This window comes from Anaerosporobacter sp., from assembly GCF_965301125.1.
Map to the genome: position 1 here is coordinate 1 of NZ_CBDLAM010000035.1, position 25,509 is coordinate 25,509.

The 25,509-nt window shown below is 33.7% G+C and carries 24 protein-coding genes and 1 pseudogene; 16 read left to right on the forward strand and 9 right to left on the reverse strand.

Going from position 1 to position 25,509, the window contains the following annotated elements; all coding sequences use genetic code 11:
• The 8 genes from ACW2QF_RS05795 to ACW2QF_RS05830 form a co-directional block, all read left to right on the forward strand.
• A partial coding sequence (locus tag ACW2QF_RS05795; protein ID WP_455715051.1) for a CDP-glycerol glycerophosphotransferase family protein occupies positions 1-1,008 on the forward strand: 1,008 nt, incomplete at its 5' end.
• Positions 1,009-1,028: 20 nt separating this feature from the next.
• Entirely contained in the window at positions 1,029-1,808 is a 780-nt protein-coding gene (locus ACW2QF_RS05800; protein WP_455715052.1) for an ABC transporter permease, read from the forward strand.
• 78 nt (positions 1,809-1,886) lie between these two features.
• Positions 1,887-2,627: an ABC transporter ATP-binding protein gene (locus tag ACW2QF_RS05805; protein ID WP_455715053.1), complete on the forward strand. Its 741-nt coding sequence runs from the start codon at positions 1,887-1,889 to the stop codon at positions 2,625-2,627.
• A gap of 21 nt (positions 2,628-2,648) precedes the next feature.
• Positions 2,649-3,062 carry a glycerol-3-phosphate cytidylyltransferase gene (tagD, locus tag ACW2QF_RS05810; RefSeq protein ID WP_455715054.1) on the forward strand — a complete coding sequence of 138 codons (414 nt, stop codon included), beginning with the start codon at positions 2,649-2,651 and terminating at the stop codon, positions 3,060-3,062.
• 10 nt (positions 3,063-3,072) lie between these two features.
• The gene (locus ACW2QF_RS05815; RefSeq protein ID WP_455715055.1) at positions 3,073-3,894 is read left to right on the forward strand and encodes an HAD-IIA family hydrolase; all 822 of its coding nucleotides are present in this window, start codon (positions 3,073-3,075) and stop codon (positions 3,892-3,894) included.
• Between the two features lie 78 nt (positions 3,895-3,972).
• Positions 3,973-6,207 (forward strand): bifunctional glycosyltransferase/CDP-glycerol:glycerophosphate glycerophosphotransferase, encoded by a 2,235-nt coding sequence (locus tag ACW2QF_RS05820; protein ID WP_455715056.1) that lies wholly within the window; start codon positions 3,973-3,975, stop codon positions 6,205-6,207.
• Positions 6,208-6,523: 316 nt separating this feature from the next.
• A complete protein-coding gene (locus tag ACW2QF_RS05825) occupies positions 6,524-7,726 on the forward strand; it encodes a CDP-glycerol glycerophosphotransferase family protein (protein ID WP_455715057.1) in 1,203 nt (400 codons plus the stop codon).
• Positions 7,727-7,729: 3 nt separating this feature from the next.
• A complete protein-coding gene (locus tag ACW2QF_RS05830; RefSeq protein WP_455715058.1) occupies positions 7,730-8,899 on the forward strand; it encodes a CDP-glycerol glycerophosphotransferase family protein in 1,170 nt (389 codons plus the stop codon).
• 411 nt (positions 8,900-9,310) lie between these two features.
• Here ACW2QF_RS05830 and ACW2QF_RS05835 read toward each other — a convergent pair whose 3' ends face one another.
• The 5 genes from ACW2QF_RS05835 to ACW2QF_RS05855 all read right to left on the reverse strand — a co-directional run bounded on the left by ACW2QF_RS05835 (position 9,311) and on the right by ACW2QF_RS05855 (position 15,097).
• Positions 9,311-10,162 carry an MBL fold metallo-hydrolase gene (locus ACW2QF_RS05835; RefSeq protein ID WP_455715059.1) on the reverse strand — a complete coding sequence of 284 codons (852 nt, stop codon included), beginning with the start codon at positions 10,160-10,162 and terminating at the stop codon, positions 9,311-9,313.
• 21 nt (positions 10,163-10,183) lie between these two features.
• Complete coding sequence (locus ACW2QF_RS05840) at positions 10,184-10,954, reverse strand: SDR family NAD(P)-dependent oxidoreductase (protein WP_455715060.1); 771 nt, start codon at positions 10,952-10,954, stop codon at positions 10,184-10,186.
• A gap of 103 nt (positions 10,955-11,057) precedes the next feature.
• Positions 11,058-11,603: a TetR/AcrR family transcriptional regulator gene (locus ACW2QF_RS05845; protein ID WP_455715061.1), complete on the reverse strand. Its 546-nt coding sequence runs from the start codon at positions 11,601-11,603 to the stop codon at positions 11,058-11,060.
• 933 nt (positions 11,604-12,536) lie between these two features.
• Positions 12,537-13,595, reverse strand: coding sequence for an LCP family protein (locus ACW2QF_RS05850; protein WP_455715062.1), 1,059 nt, complete (start codon positions 13,593-13,595; stop codon positions 12,537-12,539).
• A 101-nt stretch (positions 13,596-13,696) separates the two neighbouring features.
• The gene (locus ACW2QF_RS05855; protein WP_455715063.1) at positions 13,697-15,097 is read right to left on the reverse strand and encodes an undecaprenyl-phosphate glucose phosphotransferase; all 1,401 of its coding nucleotides are present in this window, start codon (positions 15,095-15,097) and stop codon (positions 13,697-13,699) included.
• 306 nt (positions 15,098-15,403) lie between these two features.
• Between ACW2QF_RS05855 and ACW2QF_RS05860 the strand changes: the two genes are divergently transcribed.
• Positions 15,404-17,077 carry a S1C family serine protease gene (locus tag ACW2QF_RS05860; RefSeq protein ID WP_455715064.1) on the forward strand — a complete coding sequence of 558 codons (1,674 nt, stop codon included), beginning with the start codon at positions 15,404-15,406 and terminating at the stop codon, positions 17,075-17,077.
• A 110-nt stretch (positions 17,078-17,187) separates the two neighbouring features.
• Here ACW2QF_RS05860 and ACW2QF_RS05865 read toward each other — a convergent pair whose 3' ends face one another.
• A complete protein-coding gene (locus ACW2QF_RS05865; RefSeq protein WP_455715065.1) occupies positions 17,188-17,412 on the reverse strand; it encodes a hypothetical protein in 225 nt (74 codons plus the stop codon).
• Positions 17,413-17,631: 219 nt separating this feature from the next.
• On the opposite strand from ACW2QF_RS05865, the gene ACW2QF_RS05870 reads away from it, so the two are divergent.
• From ACW2QF_RS05870 to ACW2QF_RS05890, 5 genes are all read left to right on the forward strand, one after another.
• Positions 17,632-18,189 (forward strand): DUF4358 domain-containing protein, encoded by a 558-nt coding sequence (locus ACW2QF_RS05870; protein ID WP_455715066.1) that lies wholly within the window; start codon positions 17,632-17,634, stop codon positions 18,187-18,189.
• A gap of 117 nt (positions 18,190-18,306) precedes the next feature.
• The gene (locus ACW2QF_RS05875) at positions 18,307-18,888 is read left to right on the forward strand and encodes an RNA polymerase sigma factor (RefSeq protein ID WP_455715067.1); all 582 of its coding nucleotides are present in this window, start codon (positions 18,307-18,309) and stop codon (positions 18,886-18,888) included.
• Positions 18,878-19,480 (forward strand): hypothetical protein, encoded by a 603-nt coding sequence (locus ACW2QF_RS05880; RefSeq protein ID WP_455715068.1) that lies wholly within the window; start codon positions 18,878-18,880, stop codon positions 19,478-19,480. Before ACW2QF_RS05875 ends, ACW2QF_RS05880 begins: the two co-directional genes overlap by 11 nt.
• 4 nt (positions 19,481-19,484) lie before the next feature.
• The gene (locus ACW2QF_RS05885) at positions 19,485-20,897 is read left to right on the forward strand and encodes an MBOAT family O-acyltransferase (protein WP_455715069.1); all 1,413 of its coding nucleotides are present in this window, start codon (positions 19,485-19,487) and stop codon (positions 20,895-20,897) included.
• A 12-nt stretch (positions 20,898-20,909) separates the two neighbouring features.
• Positions 20,910-22,070, forward strand: a complete 1,161-nt coding sequence (locus ACW2QF_RS05890) for a DHHW family protein (RefSeq protein WP_455715070.1) — start codon at positions 20,910-20,912, stop codon at positions 22,068-22,070.
• A 110-nt stretch (positions 22,071-22,180) separates the two neighbouring features.
• On the opposite strand, the gene ACW2QF_RS05895 is transcribed toward ACW2QF_RS05890, so the two are convergent.
• The gene (locus ACW2QF_RS05895; protein ID WP_455715071.1) at positions 22,181-22,918 is read right to left on the reverse strand and encodes a lysophospholipid acyltransferase family protein; all 738 of its coding nucleotides are present in this window, start codon (positions 22,916-22,918) and stop codon (positions 22,181-22,183) included.
• Positions 22,919-23,165: 247 nt separating this feature from the next.
• Here ACW2QF_RS05895 and ACW2QF_RS05900 point away from each other — a divergent pair, with 247 nt between their 5' ends.
• Complete coding sequence (locus ACW2QF_RS05900) at positions 23,166-24,299, forward strand: DEAD/DEAH box helicase (RefSeq protein WP_455715072.1); 1,134 nt, start codon at positions 23,166-23,168, stop codon at positions 24,297-24,299.
• A gap of 78 nt (positions 24,300-24,377) precedes the next feature.
• Positions 24,378-24,683: a type II toxin-antitoxin system RelB/DinJ family antitoxin gene (locus ACW2QF_RS05905; protein ID WP_455715073.1), complete on the forward strand. Its 306-nt coding sequence runs from the start codon at positions 24,378-24,380 to the stop codon at positions 24,681-24,683.
• A 220-nt stretch (positions 24,684-24,903) separates the two neighbouring features.
• Here the strand turns inward: ACW2QF_RS05905 and ACW2QF_RS05910 are convergent.
• Positions 24,904-25,069, reverse strand: a pseudogene (locus ACW2QF_RS05910) (transposase); the annotation flags it as partial.
• 193 nt (positions 25,070-25,262) lie between these two features.
• Positions 25,263-25,509: hypothetical protein (locus tag ACW2QF_RS05915; RefSeq protein ID WP_455715074.1), on the reverse strand; the 247-nt coding region annotated here is incomplete at its 5' end.

Sequence of the window (25,509 nt, forward strand, 5' to 3'; positions counted from 1 at the left end):
GGTAAATACAAATTCATCTGGGTAATTAATAATAAAAATACAGATATTCCTTACCCACATAAGAAGGTTAAGAGATTCAGTATCCGTTACGCATATTATCTTGCACGTTGTAAATACTTCGTATTCAATGTAAGACAACCTCGTTGGGTACGTAAAAGAGAAGGTAGTATCTTCTTAGAGACATGGCATGGTACACCGCTTAAGAGATTAGTATTTGATCAAGATGAAGTATGTGGAGCATCTCCACAGCATAAAATTCAATTCTACAAGGATTCAAGAAAGTGGGATTATTTAGTATCAGCAAATTATTTTTCTTCGGAAGTGTTCAGAAGTGCATTTATGTTTAATAAAGAGATGCTAGAGTTTGGTTATCCAAGAAACGACATCCTCTATGCACCAGACAAAGAGGAAAAAGCAATAGCATTAAAGAAGAAATTAGGTATTCCACTAGATAAGAAGACGGTATTATATGCTCCAACTTGGAGAGATGATGAATTCTATGGAAGTGGACAATATAAGTTTGAACTAAAACTAGATTTAAGAAAGATGAAGCAGGAATTAGGTGATGAATATGTGGTTTTACTAAGAACACATTATTATATCGCTGACTCTCTAGATACTACTGGTGTGGAAGATTTTGCTTTCAATTTAAGTAAATATGATGATATCGCTGAGATCTATTTAATCTCTGATATCTTAATTACAGACTATTCTTCTGTATTCTTTGATTATGCAAATCTACAAAGACCTATGTTATTCTTCACTTACGATTTAGAAAAATACCGTGATGTATTACGTGGATTCTATATCGATATGTTAGAAGAAGTACCAGGACCACTACTATTTACATCGGATGAAGTGTTAGAGGCAATCAAGAATATTGATAAGATTGAAAGTGAATACAGTGACCGCTACAAAGTATTCTATGATAAGTTCTGTAGCTTAGATGATGGACATGCTTCAGAACACGTAGCTGAAACTGTTTTTAATCCAAAAAATAACCAATAGTTAAAGGATGGTTACCTATAATGAAAAATCGTATTAAGAATTTATATAAGTACAACTTCTTATTATCGGAGTTAGTAAAGAAAGACATTAAACTAAAATATAGAAGATCAATTTTGGGACTTTTTTGGACGTTATTAGAGCCTTTACTAACTATGCTTGTTTTGACGGTTGTATTCTCACAATTGCGTAGCAAGGATGACCCTTACTTTGCATTGTATATCCTAACAGGTAGACTGCTTTATACCTTCTTTGCGAATTCAACGAAGGCTGCAATGAAATCAATTCGTACCAATAGTGGAATGATTAAAAAGGTATATATACCAAAGTACATCTATCCATTATCCAATGTAATATCGAACTTTTTGATTTTCTTACTATCATTGCCAGTGGTGGCAGTGGTAGCAATTGTTATGAAAGTACCAATTACATGGCATGTATTTGAAGCAATTATACCTTTGATATTATTATTCATTATGTCACTTGGTGTGGGTATGATATTATCTTCATTGGCTGTATTTTTCCGTGACATTGAATATTTGTGGTCAGTTGCATTAATGTTAATTATGTACTGTAGTGCAATCTTCTATGGACCAGAGAGTGTAATTAAGAACGGATATGAATGGGTATTCAAAATCAATCCACTCTTTGCAATTATTAAAAATTTTAGAAATTCCATAATCTATGGTACTTCTATGGATTTGAATGCTTTGGTATATGCAACGGTATTTAGTTTTGGCTCCTTAATCATAGGTGTATGGTTCTTCTATAAGAAACAGGATAAATTTATCTTGAATATATAGATGGATTTTCAATTGTGAAATGCAATCTACACGTTTTACAAATGCTTATGAATGGGAGAGAGTTGAAAGGAGCAATCGATGAAAGATGTAGTACTAAAAGTTGATCACGTTGGAATGCAGTTTAACCTAAGTGCAGAAAAGGTTGATGACTTAAAAGAATTTATTATAAAGAAATTAAAGAAACAGATAACATACAAAGAATTTTGGGCGTTAAAAGACGTTAGTTTTGAACTAAAACGTGGAGAGCGTCTTGGAATCTTAGGATTTAACGGTGCTGGTAAAAGTACTTTGCTAAAAGTTATTGCAGGTGTACTAAAAGCAACGGAAGGAACGGTAACAAAAAAGGGTAAGATTGTACCATTACTAGAGTTAGGTGCTGGTTTTGATAAACAATATACAGGTAAAGAAAATATCTTCTTATATGGCGCGATGTTAGGCTATACGAAAGAATTTATTACACAAAAATATGAAGAGATTCTAGAATTTTCAGAACTTGGTGATTTTATTAATGTTCCAGTTAAGAATTATTCTTCTGGTATGAAAGCTAGATTAGGTTTTTCTATCGCAACCATTGTAGAGCCTGAAATACTGATTCTTGACGAAGTATTATCCGTTGGTGATGCTAAGTTTAGAAAGAAGAGTGAAAAGAGAATTAAGGATATGTTTGATAAAGGAGTAACTGTATTATTCGTATCCCATTCTTTGGAACAAGTCAAACGTCTATGTGACAAAGCGATTATATTGGAACATGGTCAAATTATTGCCAATGGTACAGTAGAAGAAGTTAGTGCAATATATGAAGAAAAACTAAATAAATAAAAGGAAAGGTAAGATATTAAAATGAAAAAAGTTATTACTTACGGGACTTATGATTTATTACATGTTGGTCATATTAATTTATTAAGAAGAGCGAAGGAAATGGGAGATTATTTACTAGTTGTATTATCTTCTGATGAATTCAATGCTATAAAACATAAGACAGCTTATCACTCTTATGAAGATCGTAAAACAATATTAGAAGCAATTAAATATGTTGATGAAGTAATCCCTGAATATACATGGGAACAAAAAATCAAGGATGTTGTAGATAACAACATTGATATCTTTGTTATGGGTCATGACTGGGAAGGTCAATTTGATTTCCTAAAAGATTACTGCGAAGTTGTGTATCTTCCTCGTACAGAAGGAATATCAACAACTAAGATTAAACAGGACTTAAATATTGGAGCAACCAATCACCAAGAAGAAAAATAAAGGATAGCCAATGAAAGCGATTACAAGTGACATAAAACAGAAAAAGTTATTTCTTCTCGATATAGATGGTACGGTATCCTTTGATGCAACACCAATTGATGGGGCATTAGACTTTCTTGTTGAAGTAACTGCTCGTGGTGGAAAGTATGTGTTCATAACGAATAATTCTACCAAGAGTATAGAAGATTATATTACTAAGTTCACAAAGATGGGGATACCAGTTGACCATAGTAGCTTCTTAACATCTTCAACAGCAACAGCTACCTATCTAAGGCACCGATATGATAATCAATTACTGTATGTACTTGGTACGAAATCATTCATTAAGGAATTACGTAAGTATGACCTTCAGATTACGGAAGAAGTTAACGAATATACAAAAACCAAAATTGTTGCTGCAGTCGTAGGCTTTGACAATGAATTAAATTATGCCAAAATTGAGAACATATGCGAGCTGCTGCAAACAACGGATGTTGATTACTTAGCTACAAATCCTGATTTGGCATGCCCTGTGTCATATGGTTATGTTCCAGATTGTGGAGCAATCTGTAATATGATTAAGGAAGCTGTGAAAAGAGAACCTATATATATTGGTAAACCAAATCGCCTTATGGTTGATATGGCTTGTGAATTAAGTGGATTTACGAAAGAGGAAACCATTGTTATAGGAGATCGCCTCTATACCGATATTGCATGTGGAATTAACGCAGGTGTAAATACCGTGGTTGTATTTACTGGTGAAGCAAAATATGAGGATCTTAAGACTACAGAGTTTCCGCCAACATATTACTGTGACACGATTAAAGATTTATATATAGCATTAAAAGACTAAAAGAGGTTGCCACACAAAAGTATTTCTAGATGAAGATATTTGTGTGGCGCCTTATTTTGTATACAGGAGGAAATGGTATTGGGTGTTAGTATAATTATTCCATATCATAGAGGGGAACATTTTTTAAGAGATTGTTTAGACAGTATAGTTGAATCAAAACTTGAAGATTATGAAGTACTTATTGTTCTGGATAAGATTGCACTTCATAATAGAAATGCCCTTCATAATGTGAAAGTGGAAAATGAAGACCTCCTTCTACTTGAAGAGTATAAGGAAGTATTACCGATAAGTAAACTTATCTTGCAAGATAAAACAGGTGTAGCAGCTGCAAGGAATCTAGGACTTAGTAAAGCAAGTAAAGATTACGTATATTTCCTTGATAGCGATGATTATTTGATACATGATGGACTAAGTAAAATGCTCGAACTAGCATATTCTTTGGAAGCCACAGTGGTTTATGGAGCTATGTGTCCTACATGGTTTAAGCGTTATACCTTTTTAAAGTCTGATGAACAGATGAAGGATAGAGATTCGAGAGAAATCGCAAGTGTTGAGACAAAGAGATATGATGTATGTGACGTAGCAGATCAGTTATTTAAAGAAGAGATCAGTGTACTTAATTTGCTAATTAAGCGATCATGGCTACAAGATACAGAATTACAATTTGATGAAGTCAATCAATTATACACAGATATTTCATTCGTAACGGGTATGCTAGCAAGAAGTACGGCAGATAATATCTGGATTGGCACTTGTATGAAAACATATGCAAAAAGAAGTCATAATGACACGATTCAATACCCTTCCTTGTCTCAAATAAAAGCAGATAATCGTATGGAGCAATTCTTTGATGCTTTTGCTAGTTCTAAGAGCTGTATAGGGGCTAACAAAGAGGTATTAAAACATCTGTTAGATCGTTATTGCTGTAGATTTCTTTTGCAAAATTATGAAAAATCATATCATGGCAAGAAGGATTATGTATTATCGGAATCTGCAATGGAAGCCTATTCCTTAGCATTAAAAGATATGAATAATCGAGTCTTTATGAACTTTAGTAAACAGCAACAACAAATACTTGCTGCTGTTAAGGATGGCAAACGAGCAAAGGCAGTTAAAATTGCTAATAAGATGATTATGAAGAAAAAGAAGAAGGGCTTGTTTGGAAATACCATTCAACGAGCAAGAGCATTAGACAAACTTGTCTTTCGCAGATTGCCAGTTAAGGCAAACTGGGTTTTATTTGAGAGTTTTGGTGGTAAGAGTTATTCTGATAATTGTAAATACATCTATGAGTATATGCTAAAAAAATATGGTAACGATTATAAATATATTTGGGTAATGAGAGACAATAGTATAGCCATACCAGGTAATCCTATTGTTATTAAGCCCAATGCATATAAGTACCTTTATTATCTTGCTAGGGCAAAATACCTTGTGTTCAATAGTAGACAGCCTATTTGGTACAATAAGAGAAAAGAGAGCGTGTTTATAGAAACTTGGCATGGTACGCCTCTTAAGAAATTAGTGTTTGATATGGAAGATGTACATTCTGCTTCTTTAACACATAAAGAAGATTTTTATAAGGTATCTAGAAAGTGGGATTATCTTCTTTCTGATAATGCCTTCTCAACAGAGGTATTTGAGCATGCATTCTTATATGATAAAGAGAAGATTGTTGAATATGGCTACCCTAGAAATGATTTGTTGTATGCAGACGATGCCCATGAGATTGCTAAGAAAGTAAAACAAAAGCTTGGAATACCACTTGATAAGAAGGTTATACTCTATGCTCCAACATGGCGTGATGATGAATTCTATTCCAATGGTAAATATAAATTCTCATTAGCTATTGACATAAACCAGATGAAACAGAGATTAGGTGAAGAGTATATACTTCTTTTACGTACCCATTACTTTGTTGTAGATCAAGTGGACAGTCTATGTGGAGATGGATTTGTATACAATGGAAGCCGCTATCAGGATATAACGGAACTATATCTTGCATCAGACATCTGCGTAACTGATTATTCATCGGTATTCTTTGATTATGCTAATTTAAGAAGACCAATTCTATTCTTTACTTACGATTTAGAGAAATACAGAGAGGAGTTGCATGGGTTTTATATTGATATGGAGACAGAAGTGCCAGGTCCTTTACTACAGACCAATGAAGAATTAATACAAGCGCTTGAACATATTAATGATATTGAAGAAACTTACAAAGAACGTTATAATAGATTTTATGATCGATTCTGTGAAGTTGATGATGGACATGCAGCCGAAAGAGTAGTGGAGAAACTGATTCGAGGTTAGAACGAAACTCCTCGACTGTTTTGACATACTTCTAGACTTGAAACTATGCACAAAACACGCTACGTAACTAAGTTACTTCTAAGTGTGTGTGTAACATTTTCTAAATATACGGACACGCCTTCAACATGACCTCCTATCATGGTTCAGGCTGCCTCGGCATCCATGCCTCGTCTTCCTATGTATTCATACACACACTAAGAAGAACTTTTGTTACTTCACTATCGTTTCTTAGCATAGTTTCAAGTCTAGAAGTATGATATAATGTGTAGATGAGTTTCGTTATTAACTGGAACAGTTTCTATAATAAGGAGTTAATATGAGGAAAGTATTACAATTAGCACGAAGCATTATTAAGAAGTGCGTAGTTCTAATATATAGAATATTTACAAAGATATTGCCATTACAGAAACAGACCATTGTATTCGGTAGTAATTTGGGTAGAAATTATTCGGGGAACCCAAAGGCTATCTATGAGAACATGGTTGAGCAAGGATTAGACCAGATTTATAAAATAGTTTGGTTTTTTGAGAATGAAAATACGAAAATCCCTGGGAATGCCAAAATTGCTAAGTATGGACGGTTTAAATACCTTTATTATATGGCAATAGCTAAGGTATGGGTATTTGATTGTAGACAGCCTAGGTTCTTAATTAAGCGTAAGGGTGTAACATATATTCAGACATGGCATGGAACTCCCCTTAAGAAGTTAGCTTTGGATATGAAAGAAGTAACCATGGCGGAAGGGAAAGATACAGACGAATATAAGAAGGATTTTTATGATAATGCTAGGACATGGGACTATCTCTTATCCCAGAATTCTTATTCTAGTGCAATCTTTCGTAGAGCATTTGCCTTCTATAAGACAATGGTTGAGGTAGGTTATCCAAGAAATGATATCTTATTCAATAGTAACAACGAAGAGACAATTACAAAGCTTAAGAAAGAACTTGGATTACCCCTTGATAAGAAGGTAATCTTATATGCACCTACATGGAGAGATGATGAGTTCTATTGTCAGGGAAGTTACAAATTTAATCCAAGCTTAGCATTCCATATGTTTATGGAGAAGTTAAGAGATGAATATGTATGTGTTGTTAAATATCATTATCTTATTCAAGATTCCATTGATTGGACTGATTATAAGGGATTTATCTATGATTACGATAAGAGCTATGATATCGCCAATTTATATTTGGTATCTGATATATTAATAACGGATTATTCATCTGTTATGTTTGATTATAGTTTGTTGAATCGACCAATGTTTTTCTATGCATATGATTTAGAAAAATATAAGGACACTCTGCGAGGTTTTTATTTTGATTTCGTTTCGGATGTACCAGGTCCAATTTCTCTTAAGACAGAGGATTTAATTGATGATATCCTACATTATGATGCCAATGAGTACCGAGTAAAATACGAAGAATTTCGTAAAAAATACAATCATTTAGATGATGGACATGCATCTGAAAAGGTTGTAGAGATTATTAAATCACATATCAGTAAGGATGGAGATTAGTTTATGAAACAATTAGCCAAAAAAATTGGATATTTGATCTTCGCATTTTTCTTCTATATTAATCGTATTTTTACTAAGGTTAATAAGCAAAAGGTATTTTGTATTATGACACATGATAGTAGTATGGATAGCAATGTTGGAATGATTATTCAAGAGATGAAGAAGAAAAATCCTAATTTTAGATTCTATTATATTAAGAAAGAAGAGACAGCTGAAGTTAAGAATGGAGGAAGAGTTAAGAGTATTCTATCTTTCTTTTTAGTAAAACCATTTCATATGGCAACAGCAGGCTATATCTTCTTAGATAACATATTCTTACCGATGTCATATCTACACTTTTCTTCTAAGACAAAGGTTGTGCAGTTATGGCATGGAACGGGAACCATTAAGAAATTCGGTCAAGATGCCAACGAAGGAAATTTAAAGAAGCTAGAGAAACACGCAAATCGTACAATTACTCATTTAATTGTGAATGCAGAGGGAATAAGGCAGCAGTATGCAGGAGCTTTCGGCGTGGTGATGGATAAGGTGTATGCAACAGGTTTACCTCGTACAGATGTCTTGTTCGATGTGGAAAAGAAACGAGAAGAAAAGAAAGAATTCTATGATCAATATCCAGAATTAAAGGGTAAGAAAATTATTCTATATGCCCCAACATTTCGTGATAATGAAGTAGCTAAACCAAAGATGAAACTTGATTTAGATGCATTAATTAACTCATTACCTGAAGATTTAGTTTGTATTATTAAGCTTCATCCGTTTGTAGCAAAACAATATTCATGGACAAAAGAACAGCAAGAAAGGTATAAAGGTAGAATATTTAATCTATCTTCTTATCCAGATACCAATACCTTATTGTTTGTAGCAGATGCGCTTATAACGGATTATTCATCCATAATTTATGAGTATTGCCTAAGAGAAAAGCCAATGATTTTCTACGCTTATGATTTGGAAGCCTTTGAAAGTGAAGGAAGAGGTTTTTATGAACCATACGAAGAATTTGTACCAGGTATGGTAGTTAGAACGATGGAAGAAGTTATTGAATCAATAAAAATGAACATATATGAAGATAAATATGATCGTGAACGAATTGAATGGTTTCGAGATAAACATTATGATTATTTTGATGGAAAGTCAACGGAGCGTGTTATTCAGTTAGTGACACAGAGATAGGAACAACTTTTGATGTACTTGTGTTTTTAGGAGTTGAAGGCAAAACTCTATATTCATATCATAGCTTCTTAACTGACGAATTATAACACGAAACACGCAACACATCTAAGTACTTCTAAGTGTGTACAATACAGTTGTCAAAAAGGTAGGAAACGTCTTCGATGCGGCATCCTGCCTCAGCTCAGACTTGCTCGGCCTCTATACCTCGCATTCCTAGGCTATGATGTACACACTAAGAAGTACGACTACACTAATGAATGAAAAAAATATTGATTATCCATCATTAACTTAAACTAAGACCTTTTGACATTTGAATTAATAACGCATGAAAACTTTATCTGTAGTGGATGTTAATTAACATAGGAGTATCATTATTCAGTTCATTTAATTTGAATTCGCTTCTAGCTCTGCCTATAATAAGATGTTATGAGGAATCACATTCGGATCATGATTTGCTAACGACTCTATACAATTATCATCCAAACTTTGTTCTCGAATCCAGAGTAATGACTGCTTTTGCAACTTCTTATCAAGAGAAATCCCAGATGTTATCATCTCCTCCCATGACCGTCTTGCATAGCCCCCATCAGAATACAACAATACATATTTTCCATCTGCACCAACTATTTTCACTGCAAATAGCCCATCTGCATGACCTGGTATGTTAATGAGTTGAACACTTCCATCTCCAAATAAATCATAAGATTTATTTACAGGTCCTTTATCATCATTCCAATCAAAACCAGAAAGCTTTACATCTTTCCACCATTTTTTCTTATAACGTGTAACAGAGTGCTTACTTGCACATGCAATCTCATCATTCGCCACTAAAATATGCTTTGCATCACTTACAAGTGGTAGCCCATTTGCATGATCGCAATCAAGATGTGTCAACAGAACATAATCAATATCTGATGTTTTCACACCCATTGCGTTCAGCTGTTCATTAACCGCCTGCCCTTTTCCTATTCTTCCTTGATTCACTAAGTAGAGGATTGGAGAGCCCAATGACTTAATTTGAGCCATTGTATCATATTCCCCATTAGGACTCATTGCCCTGTCCCAGCCACAGTCCACTAGTAATTTTCCCTTTGGATGTTCAATATAATATGCAGAGACCGGAAGCCACAGTCTGTCTTTCTTCTTCGTTGTAAGTCCAGTCGCCTTAATCAGACTACAGTTATCTCCACCAAACGGAAGATAAGGAGATACACAAACCTCCCCCGTATGTAACACATGAATTTTAATCTGCTTATTTTCCATATTCTTGCACTCCTATACCTATCAACCATTTACCCTCTTTGCGCACTTAGTCAAAATGTTTCTTGTTCCAATTCTTGAGCCAAGGTTTACCAACCACGTCTGTGGGCTATGATATACTAACATTTTCCCTTTTTGCATCGCTTGGTATGCCTTTCTTGCAACACGGTCTGCGGAAACTGCTTTCATGAATGTAAACATGGATGCATTCTGCATATTTGCTGCTTTCTCAAAGCCTGTATTCGTAGGGCCTGGACAGATTACCGTAACACTAACTCCACTCCCTTTTAGTTCCTCCGCAACTGCCATTGAAAATGATAAGACAAAGCTTTTTGATGCATAATAAATAGACATATTGGGTCCCGGCAAAAATGCTGCGACAGAAGATAAATTTAGAATTTTCCCTCTACCGCACTGTTTCATATCATTTCCATACAAATATGTCATTTGCATTAAAGCAGTGATGTTAAGCTGTACCATTTCCGATTGCCTTTTCCAATCAGAGGACAGAAATGGTGACGCATCTCCAAAGCCTGCATTATTGATAAGACAATTTACTCTATACTCTCGCTGGGTTGTTAATTCATGCAGTTCTTTCACTGCATCCGGTTTTGCAAGATCTTTAGATATAATTTCAATAGAAACATGAAATTTATCCATTAGTCTATTTTTTATTTTTTCTAGTTTTTCTCTATTTCTTGCAACTAAGATAAGATTCTCGCCATGTCTTGCACATTCTGTGGCTAATTCATAGCCTATTCCACCAGATGCACCAGTTATCAAGGTATATTCCATGATTATAACCTCCTTCGTATTCTTTAGATTGATTATATGATACTGGATTGCTAAACGTCTGCGACAAAAAAGGACAAAGTGTCTAATCCTTGCCCTGACCAAATCATTTTATAAATTTTAGTGTACTACCTACAACCTCATCCATCTTATGCACATCTATTTCGTATGGATTTTGTAACCAATATGTGTAAGCTGCAATAACTTCCGAAGCAATCATTTCCAAAATCAAATCCTGATTCGGAATTTTATGTCCATTACCAATCCGTTTTAACAAGTGTTTTTTTGTTGCCTGCTTCCATTTGTTGATGAATCTGTTATTTGGAAACGCAATGAGCCAAGCATAAAATATTTGTTTATTTGCCTCTATGTATGTAAGCGTGTTGTGATAGAAATCATAAGAATTACATTCTTCTGAGACATATGGTACTTCCTGGTTCATTTCGATTAATTTTCTCATATGAAATGTTTCCATCTCTTCTGCTAATTCATCAATATTTTGATAGTAAACATAGAATGTACTTCGTGCTACATGAGATGCCTGGCACAATTCCTTGATGCCTATCTGATATATTGATTTCTGATGCCACAGAGCTCCTAATCCATCCCATAAGGCTCTTTGAGCATCTGTAATTTTATTTTGATCGTCCATTTTCACTTACCTTACACAAACCTTTCTCTATATCTTTTCGGATTCTAAATAATAGCAAAAATTTTTCAGTGCCACATACAAAAACTTGCGTACTTGTTTTACTTTTTAGATATAGTATAGTTTTTATATCAAGAGAAGGCAATAGATTGTTGAATAATAAATGGAGTATCATAATGAACACAATTGAAGCGATTCAGGCATTGTTGCATTAGGATATGCCGTTCAGGATACACCTGTTGTAAAGTGTAGTACCGATAACATTACCTGGTGCGAATAATACCGAGTTACATTTCTGCAACAAATAATGTCTTTGAAAGATTGACTATCTTATCACATTTTATTACTGATGATAGTGGAAATGATTGTTGTTCCTGAATCGCTCTTGAAGTCAAAGGACTATGCTCACACCAGTAGTTGATGTTGAATACTATGGGAATAAGAAGGAGTGGAGAGAATTTATTATTCCTAGATAATATGTGTTAAAATGTGGAACTCAAAAATATTAGTTATAGTTAATAATCCTAAATAATTATACGTTAGTTAACTTACTTGTACTTGTGTACCAGTAAAGTACAAAAGCAAAACTCTAGAAAATGTGGGCCTGCTTCTTAGCTGCTGTACTATGACTAAGAAATAATAGCGGAATATCTTAGTACTTCTTAGTGTGTACTCTATATTCTAGGAATGTGAGGCATGGAAGCCGAACAAGCCTGAGCTGAGGCAGGATGCCGAATCGAAGGCGGTTCCGTATCATTTGGATACCGCAATGTACACACTTAGAAGTACTTAGGTGTGAAGCGTGTTTTGTGTCATAGTACAGTAGCTAAGAAGCCATGAAAGAATATCTAGAGTTTTGCATTCAATATTGAAATTACACAAGTACAAGAAAACTCCGCGAATCTATTATTCACGGAGTTTTTGCTATCAATCGAATTACCTACCAGCTATCTCAGAACTATAACCGTTGACAGTCTTAGAAGGTTCATAATCTTTTTGATTAAATAAGAATTCATGTAGTTTTGAAACATTAGAAGATAGTGTATCAGCTAGTACATAAGATACCCCACCAATTTTCTTAGCAGTATTATCGAATGGGAAGCCAGCTTGATCTTTGATATCGTAGAAGAAGATATCTTTTCCTAAGCTTAAAAGTTCTGTGTTTGATAAACTTGTATAAACTTGAGGAATCATTTCGTTGGCTAGCTTAACAAGTGTGAAAGGATTTGCTTTTTTTGCTTTCTTAAATATTTGATCCATTACGGTACGTTGTCTTTCTGCACGAGTGAAATCACCACCTGCTGTATAACGTACACGGCAGTATGCAGTAGCTTGCGTACCATCAACAGTTTGTTTGCCAGTCTTTTTTAGGTACGTATAATCGGTTCCATTGATTTTCGCAACGTCACGAGTGTAATTGTTAACATGTTTTAGTTCATCTTCTTTAATGTCAAGAGTGATACCGCCAAGTAAATCAACTACATTAGTAACAGCACTAAAGTTAACAGTAACGAAATCGGTAACATTTAGATCAAAGTTTTTATTAATTGTATTAATAGCTAATTCAGGTCCACCGTATGCATAGGCATGATTTAGTTTGGTATATCCATGTCCTTCAATGTTAACATAGGTATCACGATATAGAGAACATACTTTAACATCTTTTGTTTTTTTGTTAATACTAACAATCATAATGGAATCACTTCGTGTATTTTTTTTCAAATCATTAGCTCTTGAATCTACTCCGAATACAGCGATATTGCGATAACCTTTCAGTTCATCTAAATTGATATTATTAACTTGAATGTTATCAAGATCAAGCTCCTGCCTTGGAATACGACTAAGTTGGAAGAATAAGTATGCGACCGGTAATAGTATTAGGATTACCAGTAACTCAATTATAATAAGTCTACGTAAACGTTTTTTCTTTCTCTTTTTTGCTCTCTTTACCAGTACTTTACGATTTTCATAGTTTTCTTGATTGTTGTTTCTCATAAGCGCCTCCTAGATATAAAGTCGAGATACAATCCAAAATTAAATGGAGTACCCCGACTTATTATGTTGGCGAATGTATATGTGAATGTTACATTCGTATTTTAGTATGCATTTTTATTAATAAATCCCTTAAAGAAAGTAAGGAATAATATTTTAATATCAAGGCCAAGCGTCCAGTTTTCAATATAGTATAGATCATGATCAATACGCTTTCTAATGGAAGTATCACCGCGATAACCATTTACTTGTGCCCAACCAGTAAGACCTGGACGAACTTGATGCTTAATCATATAACGAGGAATTTCTTCCTTGAATTTTTCGACAAAATAAGGTCTTTCAGGACGAGGTCCAATCAAGCTCATCTCACCTTTTAAAACATTGAATAACTGAGGTAATTCATCAATACTTGTTTTACGTATGAATTTACCGATAGGGGTAACACGCGGATCATTAAGGGTTGTCCATGCTTTCTTCTCAACAGATTCTGGCTGAATCTCCATAGAACGGAATTTATACATCTTGAATTCTTTATTATGAAGACCGATACGCACTTGCGAGTATATTAGTGGCCCTTTTGATGTTGTTTTAATAGCAATAGCTACAACCAACATTGGGATAGAGAAGATAGTTAAAGCAACTAATGCTCCAAATATATCAATACATCGTTTAATCGTTTTATTAAAAGTATTGCTAAGTGGTACACGGCGAATATTAATAATCGGTAGACCACCCAAATCTTCGATATATGGTTTGGTAGGTATAATATTATTGTAATCTGGGATAAATAATGTATGAACTCCAGATTTCTCACAAGCAGCTACAAGATTTTCTAATTTTGAATATTCGCTTATACTTAATGTAATAGCAATTTCATCAATGTCATTCTTTTCTAGTAACGCAGTCAATTTATCTGTATTGCCAAGGACCTTAATATTCTTGTACATATCACCTTCTTTTTTTGTATCATCAAGAATACCAAGTACATGATAACCCCATTGAGGATTAGCCTGTATACGAGTGATGTAGCCTTCAGCAGTACGACTATAACCTACTATTAATATATGTTTCAGATTAAAACCATGAGCTCGAATTGCATGAAGTATACGCACAAGTGTTATTCTGTATAGGAACATAATAACTGTATTCGATATAAAGAATATACTAATAAATGAACGTGAAACGTTAACTTCTTTTTTAAAGATCCATAACACCAGAATGAAGTAAATAATTCCAATAATATTGGATTTCACTATGTTAATAAATTCTGTTTTATGTCCTTTACTTCGCTTTGGCGCATAAAGATTACAACAATAATAGATTAGTGAATAAACAGGGACCAGGTATATGAAATAATGTAGCATGGTTGACCATGGTAAGAACCCCTTATCTGGTTTGAACATAATAAAACGAATTACATAGCTTAATGAATATGCAATGAATAATGCTATTAAGTCCAGAATTCCATGAAACCTATTAAATGTTTTCTGATTGTCTTTTATCATTGATATGAGATCACCTCTGTAAACTGAATTGTTTGCAATAACCATAGATTGGAAAAAGTTATTGACGTAACGTCCTTATTATAATACATTACGAACTTTTAATCTACAATAAAAAAATTCTTAATAATTTCTTATTATTCACATTCTTTACACATTTTAATGTTATGATAACAAATAAATAAAATTAATCATTTATTATACTTACATTATATACTATAATTTAAGAGAAGCAGGCAAACTGCTTCTAGATATTACACAAGAGTTTCGCAATTGTCAATATAAAAAAGGCAGGAAAGGAGATCACGGATGGAAAAAGATTATGATATCAATAATATGAGTTCCAATAATAATTCCCAAAATGATGGGGATGGATATACCACTAATGATACCAATACTTACTATGATCAGAACCAGAATACGAACCAAGATGTATATGATATGTATCAATATCAAGATACATCGTATCGCTATTCTAAAGAAGAAATCCCTCAAGATGATTATTTAAATGTAGGACAAAATGTTCCAGAGGAGAATGTTGTCCACATAGAGGAAAATATAAAGAGGACTAAGAAAAAGGGAAAGAAATTTGTAAAGTTTGTAGCTATGGCAGCAGCATTTGGTCTTATAGCTAGTGTGACTTTCTTAGGTGCCAATGAGATATATTATAGAATAAATCCAGACGCTAGACCAACAAATAGTTCATCAAACGGGGATGGTAGTAATATAGGCAATGCTTCCTTGAATGGAAATCAAGGAGATAATTCAATTGCTACAACTACTGTTTCAGAATCTGGTGTAGTATATAATACAGATGTATCCGATGTAGTATCTGAAACAATGCCTTCTATTGTGGCTATTACAAGTACTGTGACAGAATCCTATAACGATTGGTTCGGTCAAAACTATGAACAGGAAGTTGAAGGTAGTGGTTCTGGAATAATCGTTGGTAAGAACGATGAAGAGTTATTGATTGTTACCAACAACCATGTAATAGATGGTGCCAAAGCAATAGCTGTTCAATTTATAGATGAACAAATCTATCAGGCAGAGATCAAAGGAACAGATAGCTCATCAGATTTAGCTGTAATTGCTGTTAAGCTAAGTGATATTAGTGGCGATACTATGGGAAAAATTAAGGTTGCAACGTTAGGTAATTCTGATGATATCAAAGTTGGCCAAATGGCGATCGCTATTGGTAATGCATTAGGTTATGGACAATCAACTACTGTAGGATATATTAGTGCTACAGAAAGAGAAGTTACTGTTGAAAATAATACAATGACATTGTTACAAACAGATGCGGCAATCAATCCAGGAAATAGTGGTGGAGCATTGCTTAATATAGCTGGCGAAGTTATTGGTATTAATTCTGTTAAATATGCGGATAGTTCGGTAGAAGGTATGGGATTTGCTATTCCAATTTCTCGTGCTACACCAATTATTAATGATCTTATGAATCGTGAGAAAATTAAAGAAGGCGAAGAAGGTTTCCTTGGTATTTCTGGTAGTACAGTAACTTCTGAAATGATCAATGGATATGGTTGGCCAGAAGGTGTGTATATTGCTTCTGTATTAGAAGGCGGTCCAGCAGAAGAGAGTGGAATTTTAGCAAGAGATATTATAACAAAGATTAATGATACAAGTGTTACTTCTATAGAAGCAATGCAAGAAAGAATATCAAGCTATCCTGCAGGAGAGAAAGTAACAATAACGATTCAAAGATTAGAGAATGGTCAGTTTGTTGAGAAAACAATTGAAGTTAAATTAAAGAAGAAAACAGATGTAATGAAAGAAGATACGACAACATCAAATGATGCGGATTCCAACGGGGCTACGGTTCCAGACAATAGCAGGGATAATCAACAAGGCAACTCTAGTGAACAAGTACCAGATAGCGGTGATAATAATCAACAGATTGATCCATATAGTTATTTCTTTGGAAATGATGGATCATTCCAAAATCCAGATAACGGAAATTAAGGAAACGTTTTAAATCAAAAACACTCCTAAGAATTGAATGCCTATGACGTATATGATATATTCGTCATAGGCATACTCTTTCTTTGGAGTGTTTTTTACATTGCACTATATTAGTCGATGGATTCTATTGTTAATTGGTATTCATCATCAACTTTTTCTACTTTACCATGCATAGCAAAGAAGTTCTCACAGTTTGGGCATTCCATTTCATCGAAATCGATATCAAAAGAATCTTCACCTTCTAAATCTTTTTCATCTTCTGCTTCTAAATCTACATTAATTTCAAATCCAATTTTACAGTATGGACACTTTACATCTGCCGTAATATTTGTCATAGATATCCTCCTTAAGTTATCAAGTGTAACTATTCAGATTGAATGTTATACAAGTAATTAGTTATACTAGATTATTATAGCATAGCCAGATAGGCGATACAACAAATTGTTTTTTAAAAAAGTGTAACCTTTTTATATGATTTACGAATAATAAGTGTAGTCAAAATTTTTAAGAATATAAAGGCGCTAATAAATAGTGTCAAATTGGAGGATATTAATATGAAAAGAATGAACAAAATAATGAGTTTAGTTATGGTAGGAATTATGGCATTTTCTTTAACCGCATGCTCAAGTAAAAAAGATGATCAAGTAGCAGAAGATATTAAAGATGTAGCCGTAAGCGAAATACAAACAGCAGTACAAGAGGCATATGGAGATAGCTATCTTCCTAGTATGGATTACGATGCTGAGGCTTTAGAGAGTATCTTTGGAGTAAAAGAGGATTGGTGTGAAGAATATATTGCCCAAGGCCCAATGATGAGTGCTCATGTAGATACATTTGTTGCAATTAAAGCAAAAGAAGAAAATGTACAAGAAGTGGTGGATGCACTTAATTCTCATCGTGATTATTTAATAAATGACAGTATGCAATATCCAGTTAATCAGGTTAAAATCCAAGCATCAAGAGTTGAACAAATTGGTAACTATGTGTTCTTTATCTTATTAGGGGAGATTCCTATGGAAGTGGAAGAACAAGGTGACGAAGCAATTCTTGAGGCAGCAAAAGAACAAGTGCAAATAGCTGTTGACGCAATTAATGGTGTTCTAACAAAATAATTTAAAATGTAGCAGCAGGTTTTCATACCTGCTGTTTATATAATACCTGACATGGTATAATTTATTGTAATTGAATTACGAAGGATTAGATTTGTACCTTGGAGGGTATCAGTGATTATGGAAGTAAGAAAAGATAATTTAAATGAATTAGATAAAGAACGATATAAAAGATTCATTGATGGGGATATTGGTGGATTTGAAGAGCTTGTTCTTGAATATAAGGATTTATTAATATATTTTTTGAATCGGTATGTGAAAGATTTGAATATTGCCGAGGATATTACTCAGGATGCTTTCGTGGACGTGTATGTTTATAAAGAGAGATATAATGGAAAAGCAAGTTTTAAAACTTATCTATTTACAATAGGTCGTAATAAGGCAGTAGATTATATTCGTAAGAATAAACATATGCAATCTGCAGTCAATATAGAGGAACAGACAGAGTTATCTAGCGAAGAGAACAAATTAATTGAGCATGTTATTCATAATGAGAATAAAGAGCTAATAGCACATGCACTAGAGAAATTGAAAGAAGAGTATGCAAGAGTAATTATATTAATAGATTTTGAAGAATTTTCATATAAAGAAGCAGCGAAGGTACTAGACAAAACCGTAGCCCAGGTTAAAGTATTGGTTCATCGAGCTAGGAAATCCCTGAGAAAGGTATTAGAAGAGGAGGGCTTTACGTATGAAGAGTAATAGAGAATTTATAGATGGAATATACGAAAAAGCTCGAATGTTACAAGAAGAACAAGCACATAACAGTCAAGATGAAAAATCAATAATAGTTAAAGGGGAATCCTTGTTTAGAAGAAAGGGATTCGTAAAAACTTTTCGTTCAGGAGTTGTAGTTATGGCTGTGGCTGCAATGGCAGTTGTTTTATTACCACATATGATTACAAAACAAGGTAATCATGTAGCAGATAGTAATGGTGAATATTCAATTGAACCAGTCAATTATGGATTGGAGTATCAACGGAGGGGGGTTATAGAAGCTATAAATGGAGAAGGAATTCTTGTAGATTCCTATAGTAGCAATGAAGGATATTACTATTTAGTTAAAACTATTGAAGGTAAAGAACTAGATTCAGTTCCTATCTATATTGTCTTATATGATAATGGGGGCAACAGTAATCAATTAGAGAAGAATTTGATTGGTATGAATATATCTTTTTCGTACGTTGAGGAACCAATATCACTATTAGCAAATATTCAAGAGGATTTGAATAAACAGTTTGATCAGGATGTAAGTCTTGTATATCAAGTTAATTCACTACAGATAAAGGAGTAGAATAATGGTTTTTAGTAGTTTATTATTTCTGTTTCGCTATCTACCAATTGTATTAGTATTGTATTATATCGTGCCTAGAGCTTATCGTAATGCAATATTATTCTTTATGAGCTTGTTATTCTATGCATGGGGAGAACCAGTCTATATTTTGTTGATGTTATTCTCCACTGCTGTGGATTATACAAATGGTAGATTCGTAGACTATTATATTAAGAAAGGCCAGAGAAACAAAGCAAAGTTTTTTGTTATTTTAGCAGTTATAATTAATCTGGTTTTATTAGGATTTTTTAAATATACAGATTTTGTGATTGATTTGGTTAATAAAGTGGCTGATGGTGCTCTTACACCTTTGTCACTAGCGTTGCCAATTGGAATATCATTCTATACATTCCAAACGATGTCTTATACCATTGATATTTACCGAGGGAATGCAATCGTTCAGAAGAATATAATTGACTTTGGAACGTATGTAACGTTGTTCCCACAGTTGATAGCAGGTCCAATTGTTCAGTATAATCAAGTAGATACGCAATTAAAGAATAGAAAAGAAACGGTAGATGAATTTGCCTATGGGATACAAAGATTTGTGATTGGCCTAGGCAAGAAGGTATTATTAGCTAACAACATTGGTTTACTTTGGGATAACATAAATGCAATGAATATTGAGAATGTGACTGTTGCAACAGCGTGGATTGGTATTTTTGCATTCGCATTCCAAATTTATTTTGATTTTTCTGGATATTCAGATATGGCAATTGGTCTTGGGCATATGTTTGGTTTTACATTCCTAGAAAACTTTAATTATCCATACATTTCAAGGAGTATTACAGAGTTTTGGCGAAGATGGCATATATCCCTTAGTAGCTGGTTTCGCGACTATGTATACATTCCACTTGGTGGGAGTAGGAAGGGCCTTGCTAAGCAAATACGTAATATCTTTATTGTATGGCTATTGACGGGGATTTGGCATGGAGCAAGTATGAATTTCTTATATTGGGGATTATACTTTGCTATTTTGCTAATGTTAGAAAAAATCTTTCTATTGCGTTATCTAGAAAAGTTACCTGCCTTTGTATCAAGAATATATGCGATGTTCTTCGTATTATTAGGTTGGGTAATTTTCGCTTTTGATAATATTTCTGAGGGAAAGGATTATCTAGCAGCTATGTTTGGCAGAATGAGTAATTCCTTTGCTAATGGGGAAACAATTTATTTGTTATATAATAACGGGGTATTACTAATAATTCTGATATTAGCTTCTTCGGGAATACTTACTAAACTTGTTAAAAAGAAGATGGATAAAGTTACTTTACCGAATACGATTATATGCAACATCTATTATTTATTGATATTGTTCTTATCGGTAGCTTATTTAGTTGATGCATCCTACAATCCATTTTTATATTTTAGATTTTAGGAGGTGTGAAAGATGAAGAAACGATTAAATATACTAACGTGCGTGATATTTTGCATATTCATCTTTGGATTTACCATAGCTAGTTTGGTAACGAAACCAAAGGAATATTCTGAGAGAGAAAGAAGATATCTAGAACAGATGCCAAAGTTATCAAAAGAAACGTTTCTAAATGGTGAATTTACTTCCAAGTACGAAACCTATATTACAGATCAATTCGTAGGAAGAGATCAATGGATTCGTATTAAAACAATAGTGGAGAGAATGGCGGGTAAACAAGATATTAATAATGTATACTTCGCAAAAGATGGGTATCTTATTGAAAAAGTAGAAGAACAGGATTTGGATTTAGAACAATGGGAGAAGAATAAGAAATGGCTTTCTGACTTCTTGGTAAAATATGAAGAGAAGCTAGGAAAGGAACATGTCAGAGCGTTATTCGTTCCTACAGCAGGTTATGTTCTTGAAGAAAAACTACCACCATATGCACCATTTATTAATCAAGGAATTATCAATCAAGAGATACGTGAATTAGTAGGTAAGAAAGTTTCTGATGAGATAGCAAGTCAGTTAATAGTTGATGTAAATCAGAATCTAAAGGATAAAAGCTACGAATACATCTACTATAAGACAGATCACCACTGGACTAGCCTTGGTGCTTATTATGCATATGAAGTCTGGGCTAAATCACTGGGGTTAACACCAAAGCCACTTGAAGAGTACAAGCAGGTAGTGGCAACTTCGGATTTCTATGGTACGATTTACAATAAAGTTAATACTAATGTTTCTCCAGATCAAATAACACTGTTTGATGATGGACAAGATTATACTGTTAGTATCAACATGGGAGAAAAAGAACTTAACTCCATGTTTGATTATGAACAACTAGAGAGTGTAGATAAATACTCCATCTTCTTAGGTGGCAACAATGCAATGACACAAGTTACTTCAAGTAATAAAAATGGTAAGAAATTATTAGTTGTGAAAGATTCCTATGCACATACAATGGTACCAATACTTGCACACCACTTTGAAGAGGTTGTTTTAGTTGATTTAAGATATCTTAATATGGGTTTGGAAGAAATCGTAGACCAATTTGGTATAACAGATGTATTACTCTTATATAACGATAGCACGGTAATGTCAGATAAGAATCTAGTTAAGTTAGGAAAGTAGATTCCGTTTGAAATTGAGGTTCTATGGCGAATATGAAATCTTCGCCATAGAACCTCAATTTCTTGGGATTATTTAATGTTGCATTTCAAATTTTTATAAAAATGTATAAACTAAGCAATATATTCATTACCACGTTCTGCCTCTGCTTTGGCAATAGCATCTGTGATTCGTTTTTCTACGATTGCAGCTATCTCAACTGTTTTAAGATCTTTGTAATCTTCAAAGTATAGAGGTTCCAGATAATGAATCTGAACAGTTACTTTCTTTAAAGAATGTGTATCAAATACTTTGTAGGAATCAAGTAGTGCTACTGGTACAATAGGACACTTGGCATAAACAGCACTCTTAAAGCTACCAGGTTTGAATTCACCGATATGATTTCCCTTTTTACTTCGGGTACCTTCGGCAAATAATACAAAGTTACGACCTGTTTTGGCTTCCTTTGCCATGTTGTGAATAACCATCATGGATTGTTTTACGTCTTCTCTGTCAATAATAAGACATTGAAGAAGCTGAATCACTTGTTTTATAAGTATTATATCTTTAACTTCTTTCTTCATGATTGCTGCAAAAGGTCTTTCATGTGTTTCAAGAAATGCTAATGCATCAAATAACCCCTGATGGTTAGGGAAGAGAATATATCCTGACTCTTTTGGTAAGTTTTCAAGACCATCACATACAACTTGTATTCGGCCTGATTTATTTGCACGTTTCGTTACTTTGCGTAAATAAGAATAACGTGTATTTGCATCGTATTTCTCAGGGTGGTTACCATATTTACTGATATGATAGAACCAAGAAGGAAAGACAAAGAGATTACGTAATATCATTAATGCAATTCTTCTCATAATACTCGCTCACTTTCTTTAGAACAGAATAAGTAGATTATCTAACTATTATATAAGTATTTTAATATTTCTTATATCTTCTATTATACCACAGATATAATTTGGATTAAAGAAGATAAAAATTACTTAAATAAATCTTAAAATTTATATTATGCATGTGGTGGGATAAAACTTTAGACAATAGTAATGAATAGTGATAGAATAATATAATAAATGTTATATTACAGTAGATTGGAGTAAGGATTAAATGAAGTTTAGTGAACTTATTGCACAGAACCAGTTAGTGAAGGCGTTAGAAGTGGAGAAGATTACGAATCCAACTAAGGTTCAAGAACTTGTGTATCCTTTGATTATCGAAGGAAAAGATATTATAGCGCAGTCAGAAACGGGATCAGGAAAGACGCTTGCTTACCTTGTCCCTATTTTTGAGAAATATAGAGAAATAGAAAAGACAAATCAAGTTATTATATTAGTACCAACACATGAATTAGCCATGCAAGTTCATGCACAGGTAGAACGATTGTCTAAGAATTCTGGTATAGGGTTAAAATCGGCAGTAATAATCGGTAATGTCAATATAACAAGACAGATTGAAAAACTAAAAGAAAAGCCACAGATTATTATTGGAACAGCTGGAAGAATTCACGAATTAATAAAGAAGAAAAAGATAACGGCACATACCGTAAAGACTATTGTTATCGATGAAGGTGATAAGCTGCTAAATCCAGATAATATAAAAGGCGTACAAGAAGTAATCAAGTGTACGATGAAGGATCGCCAAATATTAGTATTCTCAGCTAGTGTAACAAAGAAGGCGACACAAGTTGCGATGGATATGATGAAGGATGCTAAGGTAATTAAGACAGAGAAGACACAGACGATACCTTCTAATATTGAGCATATCTATCTTGTTGTAGAACGTAGAGATAAGTTAGAAACCTTACGCAAATTAACTAGAATTATGAAAGCGAAAAGAGCGATGATATTTATTAATAAGGTAAGTGACATAGAAGAGGCAACTTACAAATTAGTATATCAAGGATTAAAAGCAGAATGTCTTCATGGGTCTAATGTTAAGGAAGATCGTAAACGTGTAGTAGAACAATTTCGTTCTAACAAGATTAATTATCTTGTAGCAACAGATATAGCAGCCAGAGGCTTACACTTTGATGGAATAGATACCGTTTTCCACATATCAATTCCAGAAGATGAGATGGAATATCTACACCGTTCAGGACGTACTGGAAGAAATGGACAACCAGGAAGAAGCGTACTAATCGTAACGAAAGAAGAATTACCACTGCTGAAAAAGTACCAAAAGAAATTTGGAATAAATATTGTAGCCAAGAAGATGTACCAAGGGAAATTAGTGAAAGGCTAGGTCTTTAAATTTGCAAATCGCATGCATATCGCAATACAGAAATGCTATACTATAAATAAGTATAAAGGAGGCGATTGTATGGCAAAAACATCTAATATATTTGCTCGAGTAGAGCCGGAAATCAAAGAACAGGCAGAAATGGTTTTAGATCAACTAGGTATTCCAATGTCTAATGCTATTAGCATATTTCTTCGTCAAATAGTGATTCAAAAGGGGATCCCATTTGAAATGAAACTTCCACAGAGTAAACCAGTAGCATATGAATCATTAACAGCTGAACAATTCAATACTGAAATTGAGAAAGGTTTAAACGACTTGAGTTGTGGTAAAGTTGTAACAGCGCAAAAGGTTGCAGATAAAATGCATAGGGATTACGGTGTATGAGTTGGAATATTGTGTATACTGAATAAGCAGAGTGCGACTTGAGAGATATATTCGAGTATATCGCTTTTAATTTGCTGGTTCTAGATACCGCCAAAAAGCAGACGAGACGTATAATGGATGCTATATTGAGTCTAGAAAAAATGCCAATGCGACACTCATTATATGATAAAGAGCCGTGGTGTAGTAAATGGTTGCGTGTTTTAACAATACCTCTGAAATGGCTCAGTACTTGATCCCAGTTACGATAACGTTGGATCCACTTCTTTATAATGTTTTCTGACGCAAGATACAGCATTTTCTCTAGTGCTCCATCACTCGGAAATACACCATTTATCTTTGTTACTTTTCGATATTGGCAGATTTAATACTTCAATCACATTTGTCGTATTTGTTCCTTTGCTAGTGCCATAATAAAACTCCTTCTTAGTTTAGAATTTATAACTTAATTCTTACTAAGAGGGAAGTGTTTTTTACCAAAGACACAAATTTATTTACACTACCAACAAGAATGTATTTGTTATTCCCTTTTAATTGTATATATAATCACCTCATATACATTATAACAGAACAATTGCTTGGTTAACCTTCATATTCTACATATCCATCACCATAAACAACCCAATGATTTTCATCATCATCTTTAAAAAATCTCCAGCATTCTCTATCACGATAACTTTTATTAATAAAACATTCAAATGTATATTCATTGGATAGTACTAACTTCAAATCATAAACATTTGATAAAGTAACTTCCCCTATATAAACATCAGTGGATGCATTTATTCGTTCTGCTATTTCATCAAATAAATTGTTTCCTTTTACATCC

Coding starts and splice junctions, on each gene's coding strand:
- ACW2QF_RS05870 (WP_455715066.1), top strand. CDS start 17,632: ATGAAAAGAATGAACAAAATAATGAGTTTAGTTATGGTAGGAATTATG.
- ACW2QF_RS05865 (WP_455715065.1), bottom strand. CDS start 17,412: ATGACAAATATTACGGCAGATGTAAAGTGTCCATACTGTAAAATTGGA.
- tagD (WP_455715054.1), top strand. CDS start 2,649: ATGAAAAAAGTTATTACTTACGGGACTTATGATTTATTACATGTTGGT.
- ACW2QF_RS05905 (WP_455715073.1), top strand. CDS start 24,378: ATGGCAAAAACATCTAATATATTTGCTCGAGTAGAGCCGGAAATCAAA.
- ACW2QF_RS05880 (WP_455715068.1), top strand. CDS start 18,878: ATGAAGAGTAATAGAGAATTTATAGATGGAATATACGAAAAAGCTCGA.
- ACW2QF_RS05840 (WP_455715060.1), bottom strand. CDS start 10,954: ATGGAATATACCTTGATAACTGGTGCATCTGGTGGAATAGGCTATGAA.
- ACW2QF_RS05875 (WP_455715067.1), top strand. CDS start 18,307: ATGGAAGTAAGAAAAGATAATTTAAATGAATTAGATAAAGAACGATAT.
- ACW2QF_RS05890 (WP_455715070.1), top strand. CDS start 20,910: ATGAAGAAACGATTAAATATACTAACGTGCGTGATATTTTGCATATTC.
- ACW2QF_RS05895 (WP_455715071.1), bottom strand. CDS start 22,918: ATGAGAAGAATTGCATTAATGATATTACGTAATCTCTTTGTCTTTCCT.
- ACW2QF_RS05860 (WP_455715064.1), top strand. CDS start 15,404: ATGGAAAAAGATTATGATATCAATAATATGAGTTCCAATAATAATTCC.
- ACW2QF_RS05800 (WP_455715052.1), top strand. CDS start 1,029: ATGAAAAATCGTATTAAGAATTTATATAAGTACAACTTCTTATTATCG.
- ACW2QF_RS05830 (WP_455715058.1), top strand. CDS start 7,730: ATGAAACAATTAGCCAAAAAAATTGGATATTTGATCTTCGCATTTTTC.
- ACW2QF_RS05845 (WP_455715061.1), bottom strand. CDS start 11,603: ATGGACGATCAAAATAAAATTACAGATGCTCAAAGAGCCTTATGGGAT.
- ACW2QF_RS05855 (WP_455715063.1), bottom strand. CDS start 15,097: ATGATAAAAGACAATCAGAAAACATTTAATAGGTTTCATGGAATTCTG.
- ACW2QF_RS05815 (WP_455715055.1), top strand. CDS start 3,073: ATGAAAGCGATTACAAGTGACATAAAACAGAAAAAGTTATTTCTTCTC.
- ACW2QF_RS05835 (WP_455715059.1), bottom strand. CDS start 10,162: ATGGAAAATAAGCAGATTAAAATTCATGTGTTACATACGGGGGAGGTT.
- ACW2QF_RS05805 (WP_455715053.1), top strand. CDS start 1,887: ATGAAAGATGTAGTACTAAAAGTTGATCACGTTGGAATGCAGTTTAAC.
- ACW2QF_RS05825 (WP_455715057.1), top strand. CDS start 6,524: ATGAGGAAAGTATTACAATTAGCACGAAGCATTATTAAGAAGTGCGTA.
- ACW2QF_RS05850 (WP_455715062.1), bottom strand. CDS start 13,595: ATGAGAAACAACAATCAAGAAAACTATGAAAATCGTAAAGTACTGGTA.
- ACW2QF_RS05900 (WP_455715072.1), top strand. CDS start 23,166: ATGAAGTTTAGTGAACTTATTGCACAGAACCAGTTAGTGAAGGCGTTA.
- ACW2QF_RS05885 (WP_455715069.1), top strand. CDS start 19,485: ATGGTTTTTAGTAGTTTATTATTTCTGTTTCGCTATCTACCAATTGTA.